General features: G+C 39.8%; 15 protein-coding genes, 1 tRNA gene and 1 pseudogene. 5 read left to right on the top strand and 12 right to left on the bottom strand.

The features are described from left to right. Nucleotides 1–17: 17 nt before the first annotated feature. Nucleotides 18–746: a GntR family transcriptional regulator gene (locus tag K348_RS0110505; RefSeq protein WP_197027651.1), complete on the bottom strand. Its 729-nt coding sequence runs from the start codon at nucleotides 744–746 to the stop codon at nucleotides 18–20. Between the two features lie 130 nt (nucleotides 747–876). On the opposite strand from K348_RS0110505, the gene K348_RS18425 reads away from it, so the two are divergent. From K348_RS18425 to K348_RS0110485, 4 genes are all read left to right on the top strand, one after another. Next, nucleotides 877–3549, top strand: coding sequence for an ROK family protein (locus K348_RS18425; RefSeq protein ID WP_081852554.1), 2673 nt, complete (start codon nucleotides 877–879; stop codon nucleotides 3547–3549). 274 nt (nucleotides 3550–3823) lie between these two features. Beyond that, entirely contained in the window at nucleotides 3824–6937 is a 3114-nt protein-coding gene (locus K348_RS0110495; protein ID WP_231496777.1) for a GH92 family glycosyl hydrolase, read from the top strand. 20 nt (nucleotides 6938–6957) lie between these two features. Then, nucleotides 6958–8127 carry a sugar MFS transporter gene (locus tag K348_RS0110490; protein ID WP_029904921.1) on the top strand — a complete coding sequence of 390 codons (1170 nt, stop codon included), beginning with the start codon at nucleotides 6958–6960 and terminating at the stop codon, nucleotides 8125–8127. 35 nt (nucleotides 8128–8162) lie between these two features. Beyond that, nucleotides 8163–9455, top strand: coding sequence for a GH36-type glycosyl hydrolase domain-containing protein (locus tag K348_RS0110485; RefSeq protein ID WP_029904920.1), 1293 nt, complete (start codon nucleotides 8163–8165; stop codon nucleotides 9453–9455). Nucleotides 9456–9511: 56 nt separating this feature from the next. Here K348_RS0110485 and folD read toward each other — a convergent pair whose 3' ends face one another. The 6 genes from folD to K348_RS0110455 form a co-directional block, all read right to left on the bottom strand. Continuing rightward, on the bottom strand, nucleotides 9512–10393 hold the full coding sequence (gene folD / locus K348_RS0110480; RefSeq protein ID WP_029904919.1) for a bifunctional methylenetetrahydrofolate dehydrogenase/methenyltetrahydrofolate cyclohydrolase FolD: 882 nt from the start codon (nucleotides 10391–10393) through the stop codon (nucleotides 9512–9514). A gap of 119 nt (nucleotides 10394–10512) precedes the next feature. Then, nucleotides 10513–11625 (bottom strand): Mrp/NBP35 family ATP-binding protein, encoded by a 1113-nt coding sequence (locus K348_RS0110475; RefSeq protein WP_029904918.1) that lies wholly within the window; start codon nucleotides 11623–11625, stop codon nucleotides 10513–10515. Then, on the bottom strand, nucleotides 11618–12379 hold the full coding sequence (gene trmB, locus K348_RS0110470) for a tRNA (guanosine(46)-N7)-methyltransferase TrmB (protein ID WP_029904917.1): 762 nt from the start codon (nucleotides 12377–12379) through the stop codon (nucleotides 11618–11620). Before trmB ends, K348_RS0110475 begins: the two co-directional genes overlap by 8 nt. 8 nt (nucleotides 12380–12387) lie before the next feature. Continuing rightward, on the bottom strand, nucleotides 12388–14217 hold the full coding sequence (locus K348_RS0110465; protein WP_029904916.1) for an ABC transporter ATP-binding protein: 1830 nt from the start codon (nucleotides 14215–14217) through the stop codon (nucleotides 12388–12390). A 579-nt stretch (nucleotides 14218–14796) separates the two neighbouring features. Next, nucleotides 14797–16215, bottom strand: coding sequence for an adenosylhomocysteinase (gene ahcY, locus K348_RS0110460; protein ID WP_029904915.1), 1419 nt, complete (start codon nucleotides 16213–16215; stop codon nucleotides 14797–14799). Between the two features lie 14 nt (nucleotides 16216–16229). Continuing rightward, nucleotides 16230–17312, bottom strand: a complete 1083-nt coding sequence (locus K348_RS0110455) for a mannose-1-phosphate guanylyltransferase (protein ID WP_029904914.1) — start codon at nucleotides 17310–17312, stop codon at nucleotides 16230–16232. A gap of 152 nt (nucleotides 17313–17464) precedes the next feature. Between K348_RS0110455 and K348_RS0110450 the strand changes: the two genes are divergently transcribed. Next, nucleotides 17465–17548 (top strand) — tRNA-Leu (locus K348_RS0110450). Here the strand turns inward: K348_RS0110450 and K348_RS19395 are convergent. From K348_RS19395 to K348_RS0110430, 5 genes and pseudogenes are all read right to left on the bottom strand, one after another. Beyond that, nucleotides 17514–17797: pseudogene (locus K348_RS19395) on the bottom strand (recombinase family protein); the annotation flags it as partial. The gene K348_RS0110450 and the pseudogene K348_RS19395 overlap by 35 nt on opposite strands. A gap of 149 nt (nucleotides 17798–17946) precedes the next feature. Then, nucleotides 17947–19464 (bottom strand): toxin-antitoxin system YwqK family antitoxin, encoded by a 1518-nt coding sequence (locus tag K348_RS0110445; RefSeq protein ID WP_156032858.1) that lies wholly within the window; start codon nucleotides 19462–19464, stop codon nucleotides 17947–17949. 83 nt (nucleotides 19465–19547) lie between these two features. Further along, on the bottom strand, nucleotides 19548–21656 hold the full coding sequence (locus K348_RS0110440) for a hypothetical protein (protein ID WP_029904912.1): 2109 nt from the start codon (nucleotides 21654–21656) through the stop codon (nucleotides 19548–19550). An 18-nt stretch (nucleotides 21657–21674) separates the two neighbouring features. Further along, nucleotides 21675–22010 carry a hypothetical protein gene (locus K348_RS0110435; RefSeq protein ID WP_029904911.1) on the bottom strand — a complete coding sequence of 112 codons (336 nt, stop codon included), beginning with the start codon at nucleotides 22008–22010 and terminating at the stop codon, nucleotides 21675–21677. Next, entirely contained in the window at nucleotides 21998–22588 is a 591-nt protein-coding gene (locus K348_RS0110430) for a DUF4123 domain-containing protein (RefSeq protein WP_029904910.1), read from the bottom strand. The genes K348_RS0110435 and K348_RS0110430 overlap by 13 nt, the downstream gene beginning before the upstream one ends. Between the last annotated feature and the right edge of the window lie 12 nt (nucleotides 22589–22600).

Genomic DNA, 22600 nt, shown 5'->3' with positions numbered 1-22600 from the left:
CACTAGGCTTTGCAAATTTAAATAGTCCTTTCAAACTCCAATGTATATGTAAAACTATCAGCACGGTAATAGCCCACATTCCATTCCAGAGCGCGGCCTCCGGGATCGAGCACAAAACGTTTACGTTTGAGTATAGGGTCTCCTACTTTTACTTTTAGCTTTTCTGCCAGAAATTTGTCCGCTGACAAAGCACTTATTTCTTCTTTCGATATCTTTGCTATAGAATTATAGTCTTTCTCTAATATATCATATAAAGGACGTGAAAAATCTTCGTTGCCAGTGAGTCCGATACGTGGGTTAAAGAATGAGCGGAAGAAGACGAAAGGATATTCGGGATTTCCCCTCAGCCGGTCGAGCCTGAGAACATTTGTGTTCTCATTTATATCAAAAAAGATACATATATCTTCTGTTGGTTTTTCCCAACAAATATGCAGTTCATAATTAGTAGGGGTTATGCCCAAAGCCTTCATTTCCTGAGAGAAGCTGAGCCAGTTCTTTGCTTTCGAACTGATAGATGTCTTTTCTACCACCGTACCTACACCTTTCTTCCTTGTTAATAATCCTTCAAAAACAAGTTTGTTGATCGCCTGTCGCAATGTATTTCTAGATATGCCCAGTTGCCGGGCTAAATCCACCTCATTCGGCAATCTTTTTCCATTCTTATATTCGGGTAGTTTGATTATATTTCTCAACTGTTCTTCTATTTGTGCATACAGAGGAACAGGACTATTATGATTGATTGATATCTTCATATTCATTAATTTTTTCTTCAAATTTATTATTAATTTTTTGGTTATCTAAAATACTATGATTTATTTTGTGTATGTATATACATATGGACATTTAAGCATTTATTTTATAAGCCCGGTTATTATTATGATAAGTTACTATTTGGGAATAGACATCGGAGGCTCTCACATCTCGGCTGCACTAGTTGAATGCGGAACAAAAAAGATATACAATAATCATGTATTTGAAAAGGAAGTAGAACCTCATGCCTCAACTTCAGAAATAATTAATAGTTGGCAATCATTTATTGCTGATATTCTTCATCAGTCTGTAGATATGAATATTTTAGGAATAGGTGTGGCAATACCGGGCCCTTTCGATTATTCAAGGGGAATTTCAAAAATCGGTGGAGTCAGCAAATATGAGTCGTTGTTCGGGTTGAATATAAAGCAAGCCATAAGATATATATTTCCCGATACACAAAAACCTGTCGTATTTTTAAACGATGCAACTGCACATGCATTAGGCGAATATTATGCGGATAATACTTTGGGGAAAAAATCGATTTTTATATCGTTGGGTACAGGTTTCGGCTCGGCTTTTCTTATTGAAGGGCTACCTCAGACTTCTGGTGAAGATGTTCCCCGGAATGGCTATTTATATAATTGTCCGGTAGAAGATGGCATTGCCGATGACAAATTATCTACCCGATGGTTTACTAATACCTGGTACGAACGAACAGGAAAGCCAATTGCGGGAGTAAAGGAATTAGCAGACGAAGCCAGAAACGGAAATTTAATTGCGTTGGAATTATTCGACAAATTCTCAAATAATCTGGCAAATCTGATGATTCAATGGTTTCATCGTTTTAAACCACAGTCGCTTATTATTGGAGGCAATATAGCAAAAGCTTCCGATCTATTTCTGAATATAGTAACTGATCTTATCAAAGAAGCAGGCTTTGGAGATGTAAGAATTAAAATGGCGACCCTTCAGGAACATGCGCCTATTGTAGGTGCAGCCATGGCTATTAATCAATTAGATAAAAAAATAATGGATTCAGAAAAAAGAAAAACAACACAGCTATTGATTCCGGAAAAGGTTTCTCCTACATCGGAGGGTAAGTACAATATATATCCGGGTTTTCCAATCGGTAGTGGAAAAATTCATGCGGGAAGCAAGGCTTTAGCTTCATGGATTATACAGTATAAAACAGTTGTTATCGATGGATATGTAGGCGTCTTGTGGGATGAATTTATAAAGAATATAGATGAGGAATTGGCTAAACTTGGAAAAAAAGCCCTATGGTTCCATACCGATGCAGCCATGCTCGAACCAGATAAAATAGATAAAATGCTGGAACCATACCTTGGGGGAGATGATCCTATATTCGGTAAAATAACGGATAAGCAGCTTATAGATTGGTTCGATAGGGAAAAACTCAAAAGCATAAAGCCGGATACTGCTGCAGATGTCAATATTCTGATTGGTTGCGGAGCCTCATTATGCGGATGGAACGCTCCGCTCGTGTATGTAGATCTTCCTAAAAATGAGATGCAATTCCGTATGAGGGCTGGTTGCATTACAAATCTGGGTTCTGATAAAGTATTGGATAATAAACAAATGTATAAGCGCTTCTATTTTGTAGATTGGCGCGTGCTTAACGATCATAAAAGAAGGCTACTCCCTTATATAGATTTGATTGTAGACGAACAGCGTATCGATAATTATCTATTTATGTCGGGAGAGGACTTAAGGAAAGGTCTTTCAGCGATGTCCCGAAATTTCTTTAGAGTGCGCCCGTGGTTCGAACCGGGAGTATGGGGCGGAACATGGATGATGAATCATATAGAAGGGCTGAGTAAAGATGCTGATAATCTGGCATGGTCTTTCGAACTGATGGTGCTGGAAAACGGTCTGTTATTCGAAAGTGATAACCGGGTATTGGAAGTTTCTTTCGATTTCGTCATGTATAATAGTTATGAAGAAGTATTAGGCGATAGTGCGGCACGTTTCAAATACGATTTCCCAATCCGCTTCGATTTTCTCGATACGTTCGACGGGGACAATTTATCTATTCAGTGCCATCCCAGCAATGAATATATTAAAGAAAAATTCGGGATGCCATTTACACAGGATGAAACCTATTATATAATGGACTGTGAAGAAGATGCGGAAGTATATCTTGGATTTCAGGACGGAGTGAATCGGGAAGAATTCCATAATTCACTTATTCATAGCCAAAAAGAAGCGGTAGAAATAGATGTGCCAAATTTCGTACAGGTCTTTAAGGCAAAGAAGCACGATCTTTATCTTATACCTAACGGCACTATCCATGCCTCGGGTAAGAATAACCTTGTACTTGAAATAAGCAGTGCGCCATACATATTCACGTTTAAGATGTATGACTGGCTACGCCTTGACCTCGATGGAAAGCCGCGTCCAATCAATATAGAGCATGGAATGAATAATCTTCGCTTCGACCGTCAGGGAGAGATAGTATCAAAAGAACTGATATCAAAACCTTATATACTGGAAAAAACGGATTCCTATACACTTGAGCATGTACCTACACACAAAGAGCATTTTTACGATGTTCACCGCTATCGCTTCGATAAAAAAATCAACATAAGCACTAACAATAAATGTCATGTCTGGATGCTGGTTGAAGGCAGTTCCGTAACATTAAAGACAAATGATGGAATGGAATATGACTTCAATTATGCCGAAACATTCGTGATACCTGCAGCAGCCCATAGCTATACACTTATCAATAAGGGTAGTAAGCCTGCTATAATGGTAAAATCGTTCGTGAAGTAATTAAAAAACAGATTATTTGCTACCAGATCACTAAAACTGACAAATTTAATTTAGCTTCCTAGCCCGGTTATACCTAATAGTTATATAAAGAGAAAAAGATTATGTATTTTTGATTATACGTTAAATAAACGATGATAAATCTGTACTGATAATTATTGATAAATCCGGTTACCTTTTCCATTATAAATGCCATTAAATAAATAATAGCGGAAGGATTATAAAAATAAATTCATCAAATTAAAACTATAAGATGAAAAACCTTTTTAAACTAAGTATGCTTATCAGCCTTTTGGCTGTATTACAAAGTTGCAGACAGAATAACGAGCCGAAAATAGTCTGGCAAATAGTCGTTAAAGATAATAGCGCTGCTGAACTGGCTTTGGCTCCCGGAGATTATAAAGAATTCCTGAATCATGACTTCGGGTGGGAAGACCGTTTCTTTTTGGTCGGAAAATCGAATCCGAAAGAAGATTTTCCATATGTTCTGCCCGGTCCTGCCGACGGGTGGGGTGGTACCAGCCACACGGCAGGCATACGCACGCATGTATTGAATATACTTTTCAGAATGAAATCAGTACCTGAGCATGGCGATTGGAAACTGATAATCGATATTTTGGATACAAATAAAGAACGACCGCCATATTTTAAGGCTACCGTTAACGGTAAATCGTGGAAATACATTTTACCGAATGGAGGAGGAGATGAGTCGCTGGCAGGCAACTATGAGAAAAGTCTGAAGCATACAATTGAAATCCCATTAGATTCCGGGCTGATAAGAAAAGGCGGTAATGAAATAAATCTGACTAATCTGGAAGGTTCATGGCTTGTATTCGATGATATAAGGCTCGAAGGTCCGGGAAATGCGGATTTGGATGATGAAATCGGGTCGGCATATCTGCGTAGGGTATCCGTTGCCGATTATCAGACTTCCGCATCATCCCAACCTTTACTTGTAGATTTGGAATACTTATCCGGTAATCCGAAAGTGGAAGTAAAAGTCGATGGGAATAATATATTGGAACAAGTCTTGGAGCAAGGGAGATATGTATTGGAAGCCCCTATGCCTGCTGTAAGTGCGCATCATGAAAGTAAATATGCTGTATTCATAGATGGCGAAACAGTAGAAAAAGGTACAGTTACCCGCACCCCTCAAAAAGAAATAACTGTTGCCGACTATATAGATACACGTATGGGAGCGGCACACTCACGCTGGATGATTGCCCCCGGACCGTGGATGCCTTTCAGTATGGTAAAACTGAGTCCAGATAATCAGAATCCGGGATGGCAGGCAGGGTATGAGCCTAGCTTTGAAAGTATCGGTACATTCAGCCATATACACGAGTGGACAATGGCTGGCTTGGGTATAATGCCTACAAACGGCGTTTTGAAAACCAAAATAGGTGACCAGTCTGTATTTGAAAAAGATAATGATTCGTATCGTTCATCATTCGACAAATCGAGCGAAGAAGCAGGAGTCGGTTATTATAAGGTTGACCTTATTGATTATAATATCAAAGCGGAGCTGACGGCTACTACCCGATGCGGATTCCAGCGCTATACTTATCCACAGGCTGAAGATTCGCGGGTAATGATAGATTTAAAGATTCCTGCGGAATATGGATTTAACATATTGGATGCGAAAATAACTAAAGTAAACAATCGCAGGATTGAGGGATATAGTGTACAACAATCAAAGCATGTCTGGTCAAGAGATGCAGACCAGGATTACACTATATATTTTGTTATCGAATTCGACCAGGATATATCCCGTTTCGGAGGATGGACAAACGAAGAATTATCGGATAAAGAAGTTATAGCTGCGAAGAATCCTGAAAAAATGGGTTGTTATGCAGAATTTGATACCCGACAGAATCCTGTTGTGCAAGTACGTAGCGGAATTTCATATGTCGATCTGGACGGGGCAAGGAGAAATCTCGAAGAAGAAATAACCAAGCCGTTCAACTGGAATTTCGATTCGGTGCGTGACAGTCATCGTCAGGCATGGAACGATATTCTCTCCCGCATCGATATACAGACTAACGACCAGCGTGAGAAGAAACGCTTTTATACGAATATGTATCGTTCATACTGCCGTAATACATTTAGTGATGTAGACGGACGATGGGTAGACGCTACCGAAAAGATCCGTAAGTTTGAAGACCCCGATGCCGTAGCATTAGGTTGCGATGCATTCTGGAACACATTCTGGAATCTCAATCAGCTTTGGAATCTTGCCACTCCTGAATGGTCGTCGCGTTGGGTGAAATCACAACTAGGTATGTACGATGCTAATGGTTGGCTGGCAAAAGGGCCTGCCGGAATGGAATATATTCCGGTAATGGTTGCCGAGCACGAAATACCGTTGCTTGTGAGTGCATACCAGATGGGAATCAGAAATTACGATGCAGAGAAAATGTTTGCTGCAATCAAGAAAATGCAGACTACCTTGCCTCAACATGTAGGAGACGGCTTAGCAGGGAATCGAGATCTGGCTGTTTATATGAAACATAAATATGTTCCTGCCGATAAAGGACGTTTTTCCAACTCATTGGAGTATTCGTTCGATGACTGGACTGTTTCGCAATTGGCTAAGGCGATGGGTAAAGAAAAAGACTATGAGACATTTATAGATAGAGGTTACTGGTGGTGCAATGTAATAGATACGGAAACAGGTTATGCCCGTATGCGTAACAGCAACGGTGAATGGGAAAAAGATTTCGATCCGTTCAAATCCGGTGCCAATCATCACTATGTGGAAGGTAATGCATGGCAATTGACATTCTTTGTTCCTCAGGATGTTCCGGCATTGGCCGAAGTAATAGGAAAAAAACAATTTATCGAGCGTCTGACATGGGGATTTGAAGCTAGTGAGCCTTTGCGTTATAATGCTCCGGGCGACCAGTATTGGGATTATCCGGTGGTGCAGGGTAACCAGCAATCGATGCATTTTGCATTCCTGTTCAACTGGGTGGGTCAGCCATGGCAAACTCAGAAATGGAGCCGTTCTATCCTCGACCGCTATTATGGGCACGAAATGGCGAATGCTTATTTAGGTGATGAAGATCAGGGGCAGATGAGTGCATGGTTTGTAATGACTGCATTGGGCTTATTCCAGACGGATGGCGGATGCAGCGTAGAACCTGTATATGAAATAGGCAGCCCGTTATTCGAAAGGACTGTCATCAATCTCGGAGAGAAATTCGGACGAGGTAAGCAGTTTGAAATTGTTGCAAAAGGTGCTTCACGTGTCAATAAATATGTGCAGTCGGCAAAACTCAACGGCACTCCTCTCGATTCATTCAGTTTTCCTGCAAAAGAACTGTTGAAAGGCGGTACTCTTGAACTGGAAATGGGACCTGAACCAAATAAAAATTGGGGAATAAAATAAACATATAAGAATAATCATATATGAAATCTTCAAATACAACTTCGTTAACTAAAGTATTTCCCGTCCTGTTCGGATTCTTCATTATGGGCTTTTGCGACCTTGTCGGCATATCCGTTACTTATGCAAAAGATATGTTCGGATGGACAGAAACAGAAGCGGGATTCTTACCATCGATGGTATTCTTTTGGTTCCTTGTACTATCTGTTCCGTCGGCCATGCTTACCAATAAGATCGGGCGAAAGAATACTGTAATGCTTAGTATGGCATTTACATTCCTTGGAATGCTTATTCCGTTCTTCGTATTCGATGAAATAACGTGCTATATCGCATTTGCTTTGTTGGGGATAGGGAACACGATACTGCAAGTTTCATTGAATCCTTTGCTCACAAATGTAGTAAAAGGGGATAAGTTAACAAGCAGCCTCACAGCCGGACAGTTTATCAAAGCTATATCTTCTTTTCTGGGGCCGATTGTAGCCGGATTCTGTTCGTCTTATCTGGGAGGCTGGGAGAAGATGTTTCCGATATATGCCGTAATAACACTTATTTCGTCATTGTGGTTATACTTTACGAATATAAAGGAGGATACAAAAGAAGAAAGATCTTTATCCTTTACCCGGATATTCAGTCTGCTCGGTGACAGTAAGATACTCTTACTGTTTCTGGGTATTCTCTGCATTGTGGGATTAGATGTAGGTATGAATACAGTAACTCCTAAGTTATTGATGGAACGTGCCGGGCTGGAAAAAGAAGCGGCAGGTTATGGAACAAGCTGGTATTTTGCAGCACGTACACTAGGTACATTAGTAGGGGCATTTTTACTGGCTAAGGTAGCGGGCAAGTCTTATTTTAGAGTCAACATGTTGGTTGTATTATTGGGCTTATTAGGTTTGTTTATCGTTACTACCCAGCCATTAATCCTCACTATGGTATGTATAATTGCATTTGCCGCATCCAGCATCTTCGCCGTTATTTATGGAATGGCATTGCAGCTTTATCCTCAGAAAGCAAATGAAATTTCCGGCCTTATGATTACGGGTGTAGCCGGAGGTGCTGTAATTCCGCCATTAATGGGTATTAGTGCAGATGGTTTTGGTAGCCAGACCGGTTCCTTATTTGTTATAGGAATATGCGTTGTTTATCTTTTATTCTGCTCTTTCTTTATCAAGACAGATAAGGGTGGGGATTAGAAGTTGAGAAACTATTATCAGGTAAAACATATAATATGAAAAAGCACATTTTAATTATCGCTTGTATCTTATTCGCATTTAGTTGTAAAGATACTTCAGGGAAAAAGATAAGCCCCGAACTGGCCCAACAGATTCAAAATGATGAAAGAATAGAGAAAGTCAGTAATATGGCTGAAGCCTTATTAAAAGAAGGCCTGAATGCCGGGGATAGCTATAACGAGATATGGATTCGCGACCTGAATACTTTTATAGAACTTGCATGTGAAGTTGGTGATGTAAGTAAGATTCGGGAATCCCTGATTACTTTCTTCAAGTTTCAGGGCAAGGATGGTAATATTGTTGACGGGTACGTAAAAAAAGGCGATTCGCCAATCTCTTATAATTTCTATTACAGCGACCTTTCACCGGAATTTGCAGCTCATAAGAATACTGTTGAAACAGATCAGGAATCATCCCTTATTCAGTCTATAGCAAAATATATCCGGGCAACGGGAGATAAATCGATTCTTCGGGAAACTATCGGCGAACGCACCGTTGAACAACGGATGGAAGATGCGTTAAAGTTTTTGACAACAGAAAGATATAATGAGAAATATGGTTTGTTATGGGGAGCTACCACTGCCGATTGGGGTGATGTACAACCGGAGCACGAATGGGGTGTAAATATAGACAGTACTTCCCACCTGTGTATAGATATTTATGATAACGCCATGTTTATTATTGCTATCAAAGATTATCTTGATGTAGTTGATAATGCAGATAAAGCATCATGGGATAAGACAAGCAATCAAATTGCCGAGAATGCAAGAAAATATCTGTGGGATGCGGATAAGCAAAAATTTATACCTCATCTCTATCTTGACGGTTCTCCGTTCCCGTCCGATTTTGACGAAAATGCCATCTATTATCATGGGGGAACAACCATTGCTATTGAAGCCGGATTGCTGACAGAAAGCGAAATTCTCGCCGCATATAATAAGATGAAAGAAAATGTTAAGGCTGCCAAGGCTCAAAGTATCGGCCTGACAATGTATCCGACTTATCCCGAAGGATTCTTTAAGAATAAGGGTATGACGCCAAATAGTTACCAGAATGGAGGAGACTGGACATGGTATGGGGGTAGGACGGTTCAACAGTTAATTGCCAATGGATTTTACGCAGAGGCATACGAAGCTATTTCTCCTATACTGGACAGGACTATCGCACATAATAATTTCTATGAATGGTGGACACCGGATGGAAAACCTAATTGCGGAAGTTTCCGAGGCTCTGCCGGAGTATTATGGAAAGCTATCAGGATGTTTGATGAGAAAATAAATATTGAATGAAAAAGCAAAAGCTTGTAAATCTTATTTACAAGCTTTTATTTTTAAAAAAGACGTTCTTATTTATATATTTCCTTCTTTCCGGCCAACAACGTATTTCTCATCAAAGAGATTATAGTCATTGGACCTACTCCTCCGGGAACAGGAGTTATATAAGAGGCTTTCGGTGCTACTTCATCAAATGTTACATCGCCTTTCAGCCTGAATCCCGATTTTGTTTCAGTAGACGGTACACGGGTTGTACCTACGTCGATTACCACAACACCTTCTTTCACCATATCACCTTTTAGAAATTCCGGAACGCCCAATGCTGCAATAATGATATCGGCACTCAGGCATATTTCTTTTATATTAGGTGTGCGGCTATGGCAGACGGTTACGGTAGCATCGCCCGGATATCCTTTTTGCATCATCAGGTTTGCAACGGGTTTTCCCACTATATTACTTCGTCCTAATACGACGCAATGTTTTCCCTGAGTCGGTATATCATACCTTTTCAGTAATTCCAGAATGCCGGCCGGAGTCGCAGAAACAAAGCAAGGCAGCCCAATGGACATACGCCCTACATTAATGGGGTGGAATCCGTCTACATCTTTACGGTAATCGATTGCTTCGATTACTTTTTGTTCCGATATATGTTTAGGTAACGGCAACTGTACGATAAATCCGTCTACATCCGCATCCTTGTTCAATTTTTCGACACAAGCAAGCAATTCTTCTTCACTAACATTATCCTCGAAACGTATAAGCGACGATTTAAAGCCTACTTCTTCACAGGTACGCACTTTGCTGGCAACGTATGTCTCGCTGCCTCCGTCATGTCCTACAAGAACAGCTGCAAGATGCGGTGTTTTACCTCCTTCGGCCTTAATTTTCGCTACTTCTTCTGCTATTTCCTTTTTCATTTGTGCCGAAATGGCCTTTCCGTCGATCAGTTGCATAGATAATGATTTAGTGCTATAAGAATAGTGTTTTTACAGATACAAATATAACAAATATGTCGGATAATTTATATCAAATAAAAAGAGGATAATATCTCTTGAAATTATCCTCCTGAATTTTATTTTGTATGTATATCGACCTTTTGTGTCGGTGCCAGTTCAGCATTCCTTTTATCGACCGAAGCAATAAAGTTATCGGCCAGATGCGCAAATGCCATGCCTGTTATTGTATTTTCATTCAGAGCAACGGGTACTCCATTGTCTCCACCTTCGCAAATACTTTGTACTATCGGAATTTGCCCTAACAAAGGTACGTTCATTTCTTCTGCCAGATTCTTTGCCCCATCCTTTCCGAAAATATAATACTTATTTTCGGGTAATTCGGCCGGAGTAAACCATGCCATATTTTCTATCAAGCCCAGAATAGGAACATTTACCTTGTCGTTGGCAAACATATTTATACCTTTACGTGCATCGGCTAATGCTACTTGCTGCGGTGTACTTACCACTACGGCACCTGTTATTGCAAGTGTTTGCACCAATGTGAGATGTATATCGCTTGTGCCTGGTGGAAAATCGATCAGAAAATAATCGAGTTCACCCCAATTGGCATCTCCGATAAGTTGTTTAAGAGCGTTGCCTGCCATGGCTCCGCGCCATACGACAGCATCATTTTTGTTAACGAAAAAACCGATAGACAGCATTTTTACTCCGTATTTTTCAACCGGAATAATAAGTTCTTTACCGTCGACAGGTTCCAGATACGGACGGGCCTCTTCTTCTCCGAACATTTTCGGGAGAGACGGGCCGAAGATATCTGCATCCAGTAATCCTACTTTATATCCTTTTTTTGCTAAAGCGACAGCAAGATTGACCGCAACAGTACTTTTTCCCACACCGCCTTTACCCGAAGATACGGCAATGATGTTTTTTACCTGCGGTAGCAGCTTAGCCGGTTGGGGTTGTTCGACCTGCTTTGTCCTTACTTCTATGTTTCCTTTTATTTCTATATTGGGGTCGGCATATGTAAGGATAGCCGTTTCGGCGGCTTTCACCACAGACTTTATGAACGGGTCGTTCGGCTTATCGAAAAGCATGGAGAAACTAACCTTCATACCGTTTATATGTATGTCGTCGGATACGAATCCCATTTCTACAATATCTTTTCCCGTTCCGGGATAACGCACATTGCGTAGTGCATCTAGAATTAGTTTAGGATATATATTAGCCATTTTTAGTTGATTGATTAAGTACATTGCTACGTCCAAAACTTCGATAGTCATCCTTTTCTATTTCCACTTCAGGTTCAATCCAATTGTCGCGTTCGGAGCATTCAAATTTTATATATTTGATATTTAAACCGCGTGCCAGCCACTGTTGTTCATAGAAGGTCTGTATTTTAAGAATCTCGTCCACAAGTCCCGAATGATACAGATCGTCACTCTTGAACAATACCGGCAGGGAGTTTTCTTTTACCATTTCACAGGTATATGTATACATGAAGTTACTATCCGTCTTCAGATGAATGATGCCGTTGTCTGTCAGTATCTGGCGATATAGCTTCATGAAACGGGTAGATGTCATGCGTTTGTTTACCTTATTCATTTGCGGGTCGGGGAAAGTAATCCATATTTCCGAGACTTCGTTTTTGTCAAAAAAATGGGTAATCAGTTCAATATGGGTGCGTAGGAAAGCAACGTTCAGCAGCTTTTCATCGAAAGACTGTTTTGCTCCCGTCCACATGCGGGCGCCCTTTATATCTATGCCGATAAAGTTCTTTTCCGGAAATAATTTAGCCAGTCCTACGGTATATTCTCCTTTTCCACAACCAAGTTCCAGCACGATAGGATTATTGTTTTTGAAAAACAATTCGTTCCATTTGCCTTTCATTTCGAATCCTTTTTCCTGCAAAACGGCAAACGGATACTGGAATACATGCGGGTATTCTTCCATATTGGCAAATTTGGCAAGCTTGTTCTTTCCCATTGTGTTTATCAGAATTGTTGCATATCGCAAAGTTTGCGATAGTATCCGTTCATTTCGTATAATTCGTTATGATGACCTCTTTCTACAATAACGCCTTCACTCATTACGCAGATTTCATCCGCATTCTTTATAGTGGATAGGCGGTGGGCTATGACAAGAGTCGTCCTGTTCTTCATCAGTTTTTCCAGAGCATCCTGTACCAGACGTTCCGATTCGGTATCTAGGGCAGACGTTGCTTCGTCGAGAATCAATATCTGTGGGTTCTTAAGTATTGCCCGTGCAATGCTTACCCTTTGACGCTGTCCTCCGGATAGTTTACCACCTCTGTCACCGATATTGGTATCATAACCGTCTTCGGTTGCAATAATAAAATCGTGGGCGTTCGCTACTTTTGCAGCCTCAATCACTTTCTCTGGAGTGGCATTCTCTACACCGAATGCTATATTATTGAAAAATGAATCGTTAAACAATATTGCTTCCTGATTCACATTGCCCATAAGTGCCCGCAGGTCGTGCACATCAGCATCTTTGATATTCGTATCATCGATGTAAATACCTCCTTCGTTTACATCATAGAAGCGTGGAAGGAGGTCGGCCATAGTTGATTTTCCGGAGCCGGACTGTCCTACCAAAGCCACTGTTTTTCCTTTAGGTATGGTGATGCTTACGTCTTTGATTACCCAATTGCTTGCATATCTGAATCTCACATTCCGGTATGTTATTTCTTTATTGAAAGGAATCGGTTTCGGATTGGCCGGGCTTGTGATGTTATTTTCAGCTTTGAGTATTTTATCGATACGCTCTACCGAAGCCATTCCTTTTTGAATGGCGTAAGCCGATTTCGATAAGTCTTTTGCCGGATTGATAATCAGATAGAACACAGTCAGATAGTAGATAAAACGGGATGCATCCATAGAGCCTGTATTATCTAATATTAATGTGCCCCCGTACCATAAAACTAATACGATTGTAATCGTCCCCAGTAATTCACTCATCGGATGTGCGAGTTGCTGACGGCGGGCTATCTTGTTAGACATATTCCGGAATATATTACTGGATTTGTCGAAACGTTGTGTCATCTTATCTTCGGCATTAAACGCTTTGATAATGCGCAGCCCTGTAAGTGTTTCTTCTATCTGCGACATGAGTCCTCCCCACTGGCCTTGGGCTTCTACGGATTGCCTTTTAAGGCTTTTTCCTACCTTACCCATTATATATCCTGCAACCGGTAGTAGTATAAATACAAAAATGGAAAGCTGCCAGCTGATAAATAAGAGTGTACCCAGATAAATCATTATCATAATGGGATTTTTACTAACCATATCGAGGGAGCTCATTACTGAATTCTCTACTTCTCCCACATCCCCTGTCATACGGGCCATTATATCACCTTTTCGCTCATTCGAAAAGAAACTCAGAGGTAGAGATAAGACCTTATCGTTTATCTGCTTGCGTATATCCCTTACTACTCCGGTTCGTACGTCTATGATGAAATAGCTGCTGAGATAAGTAGTTCCGGTCTTCAAAATAGTCATTACTACCAGAGCCAGACCAAGAATCAGTAAGACGATTCCACCGGAGTGAGTATCCATTATTTGTGAGAGATAATAATACGCATTGTTTTCAAGTACTTTAAAATTGAATATGCTGGATGAGTCCATTGGCATATATTCGTAAACCTTATCATTGACTTTAAATAGGATCTGTAGGATAGGAACGATCAGCGCGAATGAAAAGACATTCAGGAATGCACTCAGAATGTTAAAGAAAATGTTCAGTATAACCTGTTTTTTATAGGGAGGGACAAAGCGCCTGATCAGTGAGATAAAATCCTTCATTTATAGGTGTTTAGTTGATAAAAAACATAGCCTCAAAAGAGGCTATTCGAAAACGGCTGCAAGTTAGCTATAATTCTTCTTTTAAAGAAAAGCTTTTATTTATTTTTACTAAATCCGGACAGAATTCATGTGGATATGAATTAAGGGGCCGAGTTTGGATTAATATATAGAAATTTAATTTCTCGCAGAAGTTTTATCTATATTGTGTAAAAGTATTTAGCTATTAGCTCTTTGAATTGAAAATAGGCGAAGCCAAATGATATAGTAGTTACAAGTTACTTCGCCCTACGGGCAGTTACGAGTTGCAGATCTATTAATTGTTCATTTTAATTATTAATTGATTTCTGTTACTTTTGTTACTTTTTGCGACTTGGTGTCTTTGCGAGATTGCTAACTGATAACTGCTGACTGATAACTGAAAAAAACGTTACTTTTGTTACTTTTTAACTATAAAATGTAAATAAAAGTTAATATTGTAGGTGCGTTCTGTTATGTTTGGGGTTGAAAAGCAGAGACGAGTAGACATATGAAAAAGAGGATAGACACAATATCCATCCTCTTTAAGCATATCTATTCAAATTAATATCTGTAATGTTCAGGTTTATAAGGGCCATCCATAGGTACACCCAGATAATCGGCTTGCTCCTGACTGAGTTTAGTTAATTTTACTCCTATTTGTTCCAGATGCAGACGTGCGACTTCTTCATCGAGATGTTTAGGAAGACGGTATACATTTACGGGATAGTCTTTCTGCCAAAGTTCCAGTTGTGCCAGCGTCTGGTTAGTAAATGAATTACTCATTACAAAAGACGGATGCCCTGTAGCACAACCCAGATTTACCAGACGGCCTTCAGCCAGTAAAAATATAGAATGCCCCTCAGGGAATGTGTATTTGTCTACCTGCGGTTTGATGTTGGTATGTTTGATACTCGGGAAGCTAACCAGCTTTTCTACCTGTATTTCGTTGTCGAAGTGACCAATATTACATACGATAGCTTGGTCTTTCATGCGGGCCATATGTTCTATGGTGATTATATCTTTGTTTCCGGTTGTAGTAACAAATATATTCCCTTCTTTAACGGCTTCTTCCATCGTTGTCACTTCAAAACCTTCCATTGCAGCCTGTAGGGCACATATAGGGTCTATTTCGGTCACAATAACGCGGGCTCCGTATGAGCGCATTGAATGTGCACAACCTTTGCCTACATCGCCATATCCTGCAATGACAGCTACTTTTCCGGCTATCATTACATCGGTAGCGCGTTTTATTCCGTCGGCTAACGATTCGCGACAGCCGTAGAGGTTATCAAATTTGGACTTGGTCACCGAGTCATTTACATTAATGGCCGGAATAAGTAGTTCTCCCCGTTCCATCATTTGATAAAGTCGGTGAACTCCGGTTGTCGTTTCTTCAGATACGCCTTTCCATTCGGCTACTGTACGGTGCCAGCGATTATTATCTTCTTTTAATATACGGGATAAAGTATCGAGGATAACCTGTTCTTCGTGATTGTCACCTTTGCGGTTAAGAAAATCGGCATTTTCTTCTGCTTTATAACCCCAGTGAATCAGGAGTGTAGCATCTCCACCGTCATCTACTATAAGATTCGGGCCTTTTCCATCAGGAAAACGAAGTGCTTGTTCTGTACACCACCAGTATTCTTCAAGGGTTTCACCTTTCCATGCAAATACAGGAATTCCTGAAGCTGCAATGGCTGCAGCAGCATGGTCTTGTGTGGAGAAGATATTACAACTTACCCAGCGTATATCAGCTCCTAGCTCTTTAAGCGTTTCTATCAAAACGGCTGTCTGTATAGTCATATGAAGCGATCCCATAATGCGGGCACCACGTAATGGTTTAGATTCTCCGTATTTTTTGCGAAGCGCCATAAGTCCCGGCATTTCGTGTTCGGCTATTTCAATTTCTTTTCTTCCAAAATCCGCAAGACTTATGTCTGCAACCAGATATGGCAAATCCGGTAAAAGTTGTTTTGACATGTATTTATTTGATTTTAAATATATTTTTCTCCGTATTTCAGTTTTACGTCTGCGACAAATTGCTTGATGCGTTGTTCGTCATCTTTCTTGCAGATTAAAAGAACGCCATCGGCTTCTGCTATAATGTATCCTTCCAATCCTTGTATTACGGCTAATTTACCTGCAGGAAGGGTTACGACATTTTCCGAACTATCATAGAAAAGCGTATTTGAAATTAATGTTGCATTGGAATTTTCATCTTTATCCGAAATCTCGTACAGAGACCCCCATGTTCCCAAATCGGACCAACCGAAATCAGCAGCCTGTACATATACATTCATGGCTTTTTCCATTACGCCATAGTCTATAGAGATATTAGGGCAGAAAGGGAAATTTTCATCGATAAATGCTTTTTCCTTGTCAGTTCCAAATTTGTCTAAGCCCTGATCAAAACGGTTAGTGATTTCCGGTAGATATTGATGAAATGCCTCTAGTATTGTTTTGTTATTCCAAACAAATATTCCTGAATTCCAAAGAAATTCTCCGCTTTCATAAAATACTTTTGCCAGTTCCAGATTAGGTTTCTCTGTAAACACCTTTACTTTAGTCACATCGTCCAGCTTTTCTTCACTCATTTGAATATAACCATATCCGGTTTCCGGACGGCTAGGGCGGATGCCTAAGGTCAACAAAGTATTGTGCTTTTCAACGAAAGCAAAAGCGTTTTCTATTATTGAAAGAAAATCATCTTCTTTTAATATTAAATGGTCGGACGGAGCAACTACAATATTCGCATTAGCATTGAATGAGTTGATATGATAAGTAGCGAAAGCGATACATGGTGCTGTATTTCTACGCATTGGTTCGAGTAATATCTGCTTGGAATTCAACTCAGGGAGTTCTTCCTTAACCATATGAGCGTATTCCGCATTCGTTACGATGAATATGTTCTCAATAGGCAATATCTTTTTAAACCGATCCACTGTCATCTGAAGCAGTGAACGGCCTGTGCCAAAGAAATCGAGAAATTGTTTTGGGCGCGCCTCCCGGCTAAAGGGCCAAAAACGGCTCCCAATACCGCCACTCATTATTACACAGTAGTTGTTCTTATTATTCATGTTATTTCAGAATTTATGCAAAGTTACATCTTACTAAGATAACAACAAAACAAATAATAACAATAGAGATTGGGAAATAAGCAATTCTTTTTGAAAAAAGTTAAGAAGTCTGTTTGGATTTTCAAAATATTATGTACTTTTGCACCTCACACGCCCAGATGGCGGAATTGGTAGACGCGCTGGTCTCAAACACCAGTGGATTCACTTCCATGCCGGTTCGATCCCGGCTCTGGGTACTAGGTGGGAAAAGTTCAAATTATTTGAGCTTTTTCCATTTTTATTATATCGTAATTCATTGGTTTGCTGATAGATTAAATCTAATACCTTATTCAAAGAATTGGTTCGATATGTTTTTCCATCAAATGTGATTTTTTTGGAAAAATCGAACTTATCAGCTTACATTTTACCTCTACTTTAGCATCTCGAAGATAATAATCCATATTGTTTATCAAGTCAATAGAGTATGCCGACTTAGGTTCGATACTTTTTGCCCTTTTTTAAGGGGTCACTTTCAGCAGGAATCCCTGACCACTTTTAATCGGTACAAAGGGGCATTTTTACTGGGATTTTCCACTTGTAAATAACAGCGTAAGTAACAACGTAAATAAACAATATACATAAACCCATTTTTATGCTAATTCCTCTTTTTCAATTCTTTTTCAAACATTTTGATGATTTTATTACAATCATTGACATTCTTTTGGTTGAAATCACTTCCGGGTTCATCACTATGATCAATGCTTTTATCGGCATAGTAATCCAAGTCGGCTTGTATGCTTTTCCTTAAGTTATCGATTGTTTCGAGGTGGCGCTTTTCTACTTTTGTTCCCATCATTATCAAATATTCTACCATATCGGGCATAGGCCATCTATTTACCAGTGCAATATCTAAAAAGTCTTTAGGACCCTTGTGGGTCAAATCATACTCTTCTTTGTAAAATAGCGTATCCCATTTATGATTCGACTTAAGGAAAAAATAATTGGCAACATTGTGTCCTACAAATGGAATGTAATAATCATTCTCACCAGCATAAAATAAATTTTGCAGGAAACGAAGGGGTACTTTTACATTGTATGTATTGTTCAGATATTCTATGCAAGATTGCATGATGTTAAGTTGCCGTATATTTTCCTTTTTGTCTTCGCTTATTTGATTCCGCATACAGCTAAGCCAATGGTCACAAAGTGATTCCATGTAGTAGGGGCGAATTATGGAGCCACTATCGGCTAAATTTCTAATTTTATTATAATCGCCGGGGTGCCATATTGCATTTTCCCACTGTTGCTTATCGTCCATCCTTTCTTCGTTGGGAAGCCATATTATAGAATCAATACCCTCCAAGTTTGTAATATGTTGGCATATCTTGCCCAAGAGTTTATAGGTCGTGGTATTCCCATTAAAATAAAAAGTACCGCTACCAGACAGTTTCCCATCGTTGTATTCAGCTTCACCATATAGCGTTTCATCTTTATTCCATCCACGCCATGTGCCGTGTTTTCGTCCTTCACGGTAAGTACGCTCAAACCATTTTTCGCCCGTGGGGCGATACCATGTCCACACACCTTCGGGGTAGTTGTTTACATATTCGCCTTCACAGTATACGATGCCGTCTCTGTCTGCGTATGGTAAAAGTTGTTGTGCTGCATTCCATTCATTGTATAATGGGGAGAAACCACCCCAATTATTTGAGGGGTAACCAAGGTATTCTTTCTCTTCGCTATTTATATAAATTTGCATTTTGGTGGGGTAATACCAAGCCCAATGGCCTACTTTTTTGTTACAATTGTAATTACCCACGCATTCTAAATCGCCGGTGCCAAAATAGGATTTATAAATTCCGGAAATTTGTCTTTTCTCATTTTCCCATCTTTCTTCCTGGAGTTGCTTATGAAATACGTCGTAATATATTTGAGTAAAAGTAACGCCATTTACCCATCCAGTTCCTTCTGTGCGAGGTTTTCCATCTGGTTTTAACGAAAACCATATTCCGTGCCTAACCCCATCTTTATAAGTGCCTTTTCGGTAAGGCACTCTCCCTTTATGAAGATAAACGTACCATTCTCCCTGTCGCTGGCCCAATTCATCTTCGTAGCCTTCTTCATCTAGTAATGTTTCAGGGTTTTCATATTGCTTAAAGGCCCAATTTCTCATAACGGTATCTTGTTTTGTTTGCGCAATAACTTGTATAGTCCAAGTTATTATAAGTATTAATATAATAATTTTTTTAATCGTTTTCATGATGCATTTTCTTTTTCCACATTATAGTCTACCATTCGTATTTCATCCAAAAAACGGGCTAATGTGCTATTCTGCAGCTCATGTCCTTCGATATGAGGAAAAGTCGAAGTTCGGTTGACTGTTTGATTTTGACAGGTTAAACAATGCCTATCAGTCAAATCGGTATTTGTAGGAGGATCGGTTGTTCGTCCTTTGCTGTATATTTCGGACCACGCTACATCTGCCGAAAGGTATTTAGGGCGCGAAGCATTATTGACATGAACCGAAAAAGTTTTTTCACAATATTCTGGAGTAATGTAATTTTCAAATTCAAAGTCTTTGATAATTTTTTTGTAGCGTTTTAGTCGTTCCCATTTTTTATATGGCTTTGTATGTATTTCCGGCAAAGGGTCAATTTTCATGAAAACCTCATATTCATCGGTCGCACTTATGTTTGGGTCGACCAAATGAGCATCGCTATTCGAATTGTATTCACTAGTATTAGTGAAATCTCGTCTGCCTTGCACTCCTTTAAGTTCAGGCATAATCTCTTCCAGTTTTTTATCCAACTTAAAAAAGGCCTCGCGCTTTGGTGTAATACTAACAAGGTTTGTTCCGTCATATTTTCTAAAGCCCTGACATCCTAACATATCCTTTGATTTATATGGATCGAAAGAACATGATGTGCGTTGAGGACAACTATAGGATGTCCCATCTATAGTAATTGTACGTTGTTTGATTGTGATCATACTGCTCATTGTTGCATGATGACTACAGGCAGGCGAAGAACTACTTTCGGCTACAGGCGGTAAAACTATGCGATAACGCCATGTCTTTATTCCCTTTGTATCAGATGCTTCTACAAAACAAAGTCTATAATATAGCGGTTGATCGTTTTGTTCATTGGGTGGAATGCAGTTACCTCCCTCATAATAGGTTAAATTACTATTCGTACCACCGCCAGTATGCCTTGCAATGCCAAAAGGAAGAATTTTATTTGCATTACTATGATTCCCATTTAAAATATCCGTTTCTAATAGCTGCTTTACTGCTTCTTCCGTATTTCCGGTATAGTAGTATGCCCGAAAGACAGGGAATGTTATAGCTGTACTACTATTCCCGGCCATATTTTGTCGACGATAGATATTTCCATTTATTTCTACATCTGTAAGTGTTGCTTGATTTCGCTTTCCTGTATCAGGAGCTGTATCTGCATTCACATTTCTTGTATACTTGTGCTTTGTTCGTATAATTTTTTCATTATGTGTCAAAGAAGCATATTCTACTTGCATCATATATTTTTCACCGGTATAATTATCTTCGGCCGCCACATAGCTGTCTTTGGTGTAGGTGGGCAGAGTACCAAGGTGAGCAGTCTTTAATTGCTCGTTAGTTAATTCTCCAAGCGGTTTGTATTCATTTTCGACCCTTGCATGGCTACCCAACGTGCCCGCAGGCGCTGCCACAAAATCTTTTTTATAAAAAGGACCTTCGTCGGTCTCGGTTGCCAAACGGTATGTCTCTTCCTTAAGGTGAGTACCCGTTTTGCCGGATGCAGCAAGTGTATAAGTGATTTGGCCATCGTCAGCTATTGTTTCCGTATAGGTTTGCCGGGTTCTATCAGCTAATTCTTTATCGGTAAATCGTTCATATCTTTCATCGTCCTGTTGTATGTAATAGGTAGTTGCTCCCGTATCGCTGGCTGCCACAGCATTGTATGTCTCTCCGTTCGTAGTGGTGTACCTTGTTTCTGTGGTAGTGCCTTCCAGCGGTACATATTTTTTTAGCTTCTTATAATATACTTCATCATCCTGTAAGGTATCATCTGTGTGCTTAGTAAATGTATTGCCATCGGTTGTTGTATGCTTTTCCAATGCCGTATCATTTCGTTCGGCTGCAGAAATAGGAATATAATCTATCTTCTTATAGAATACCGTTCCGGTAGGAGCTGTGGCTGCAGTATGCTTGGTATAAGTCATCTTAACAGATGTCATTATTTCATTGGTCAGGTGAATGATGGCATACCGCGGGGTAGTTTCTTCCGTTTCAGTATCCTCTACCGGTTCTGCTTGCGTATTTTGCGATTGTTGCTGACAAGGGCAAACAATTTCGTCATTTTCTTCCATAATTTTTCTTTTTTACCTTTAACCATAAATTCGCACATATTCTTCGAAGCGGATTAATTTTTGCTGTGCCGTATAGTGTGTGTTATACAATATGTTTCTTAACTCTTTATCCGGTGTTTGTTGTCGCAAAAGTTCATATCGGGAACAGAGTACAAGGTAAGCAACCAATGTATCATCTTTTTTAAACCCACAACTTAAGGCTTCATCGGTTTTTGCTTTTACAAGTGCCGGCCACTCGGCAACCGGCAGAGTAGCCGAACCGCTTCTTCGTATGGCGACCAGTACTATCCGTTCGAATTTTTCACGTACCGCTTGTGCCATGGCTTTCATTTGGGTGTCAGTTATTGTCCACATAGTGCTTTCCTGTCGATTTGTAATCCGGCGGCTTCTAAAATATAAAAAACAGTATCCTCGTCAGCTCTTGTATCTTGTACCCGTATATAATTTATTTCTTTAAAAAACTCCATTAACTGCTCCCGGGTGAAACATGGCAGTGTGTAGTCGATAACATAAGGGTCATAGAATCTAAAATAAATATAACTGCCTAGCTCCGTTTTCATCCGTAAGAACCGCCGCAGGTGTTTTCTCAATGCATCAATATTTGACGATGAATGTATCCATGTAACACGCCGTTTTATCGGGTCTTGCTCTTTTATCCATTTTTCAAATTCGCCGTTCTGTTCTAAACTAAAAAGGTAAGGTGCTATGCTATCCAATTGTTCACTCATTGTTCCCCTATATAAGGAGCGGTATAGTATATTCTTTTGTTTTGCGATATACAAATCATCTTCCCACAAAGCACCATCAATTAATACATAGTTAGGCGAAACTGATATCCGACTTTCTATCACTTCTTGCTCTTGGTTCAACTTACGTGACGCCTGGCGTGCCTCAATTTCTTGTTTTACTTCCGGTAATATCCACTCGCCCATAATCATAAAATG

The sequence above is a fragment of the Prevotella sp. 10(H) genome (assembly GCF_000711235.1).
Classification (GTDB): domain Bacteria; phylum Bacteroidota; class Bacteroidia; order Bacteroidales; family Dysgonomonadaceae; genus Dysgonomonas.
Note: the sequence above shows the minus strand (reverse complement) of the source record. Positions and strands in the feature narration are given on the sequence as shown.

Excerpts from the sequence above, each read along its gene's own strand:
- K348_RS18425 (WP_081852554.1), top strand. The coding sequence starts at position 877 with ATGATAAGTTACTATTTGGGAATAGACATCGGAGGCTCTCACATCTCG.
- K348_RS0110495 (WP_231496777.1), top strand. The coding sequence starts at position 3,824 with ATGCTTATCAGCCTTTTGGCTGTATTACAAAGTTGCAGACAGAATAAC.
- K348_RS0110490 (WP_029904921.1), top strand. The coding sequence starts at position 6,958 with ATGAAATCTTCAAATACAACTTCGTTAACTAAAGTATTTCCCGTCCTG.
- K348_RS0110485 (WP_029904920.1), top strand. The coding sequence starts at position 8,163 with ATGAAAAAGCACATTTTAATTATCGCTTGTATCTTATTCGCATTTAGT.
- folD (WP_029904919.1), bottom strand. The coding sequence starts at position 10,393 with ATGCAACTGATCGACGGAAAGGCCATTTCGGCACAAATGAAAAAGGAA.
- K348_RS0110475 (WP_029904918.1), bottom strand. The coding sequence starts at position 11,625 with ATGGCTAATATATATCCTAAACTAATTCTAGATGCACTACGCAATGTG.
- trmB (WP_029904917.1), bottom strand. The coding sequence starts at position 12,379 with ATGGGAAAGAACAAGCTTGCCAAATTTGCCAATATGGAAGAATACCCG.
- K348_RS0110465 (WP_029904916.1), bottom strand. The coding sequence starts at position 14,217 with ATGAAGGATTTTATCTCACTGATCAGGCGCTTTGTCCCTCCCTATAAA.
- ahcY (WP_029904915.1), bottom strand. The coding sequence starts at position 16,215 with ATGTCAAAACAACTTTTACCGGATTTGCCATATCTGGTTGCAGACATA.
- K348_RS0110455 (WP_029904914.1), bottom strand. The coding sequence starts at position 17,312 with ATGAATAATAAGAACAACTACTGTGTAATAATGAGTGGCGGTATTGGG.
- K348_RS0110445 (WP_156032858.1), bottom strand. The coding sequence starts at position 19,464 with ATGAGAAATTGGGCCTTTAAGCAATATGAAAACCCTGAAACATTACTA.
- K348_RS0110440 (WP_029904912.1), bottom strand. The coding sequence starts at position 21,656 with ATGGAAGAAAATGACGAAATTGTTTGCCCTTGTCAGCAACAATCGCAA.
- K348_RS0110435 (WP_029904911.1), bottom strand. The coding sequence starts at position 22,010 with ATGTGGACAATAACTGACACCCAAATGAAAGCCATGGCACAAGCGGTA.
- K348_RS0110430 (WP_029904910.1), bottom strand. The coding sequence starts at position 22,588 with ATGGGCGAGTGGATATTACCGGAAGTAAAACAAGAAATTGAGGCACGC.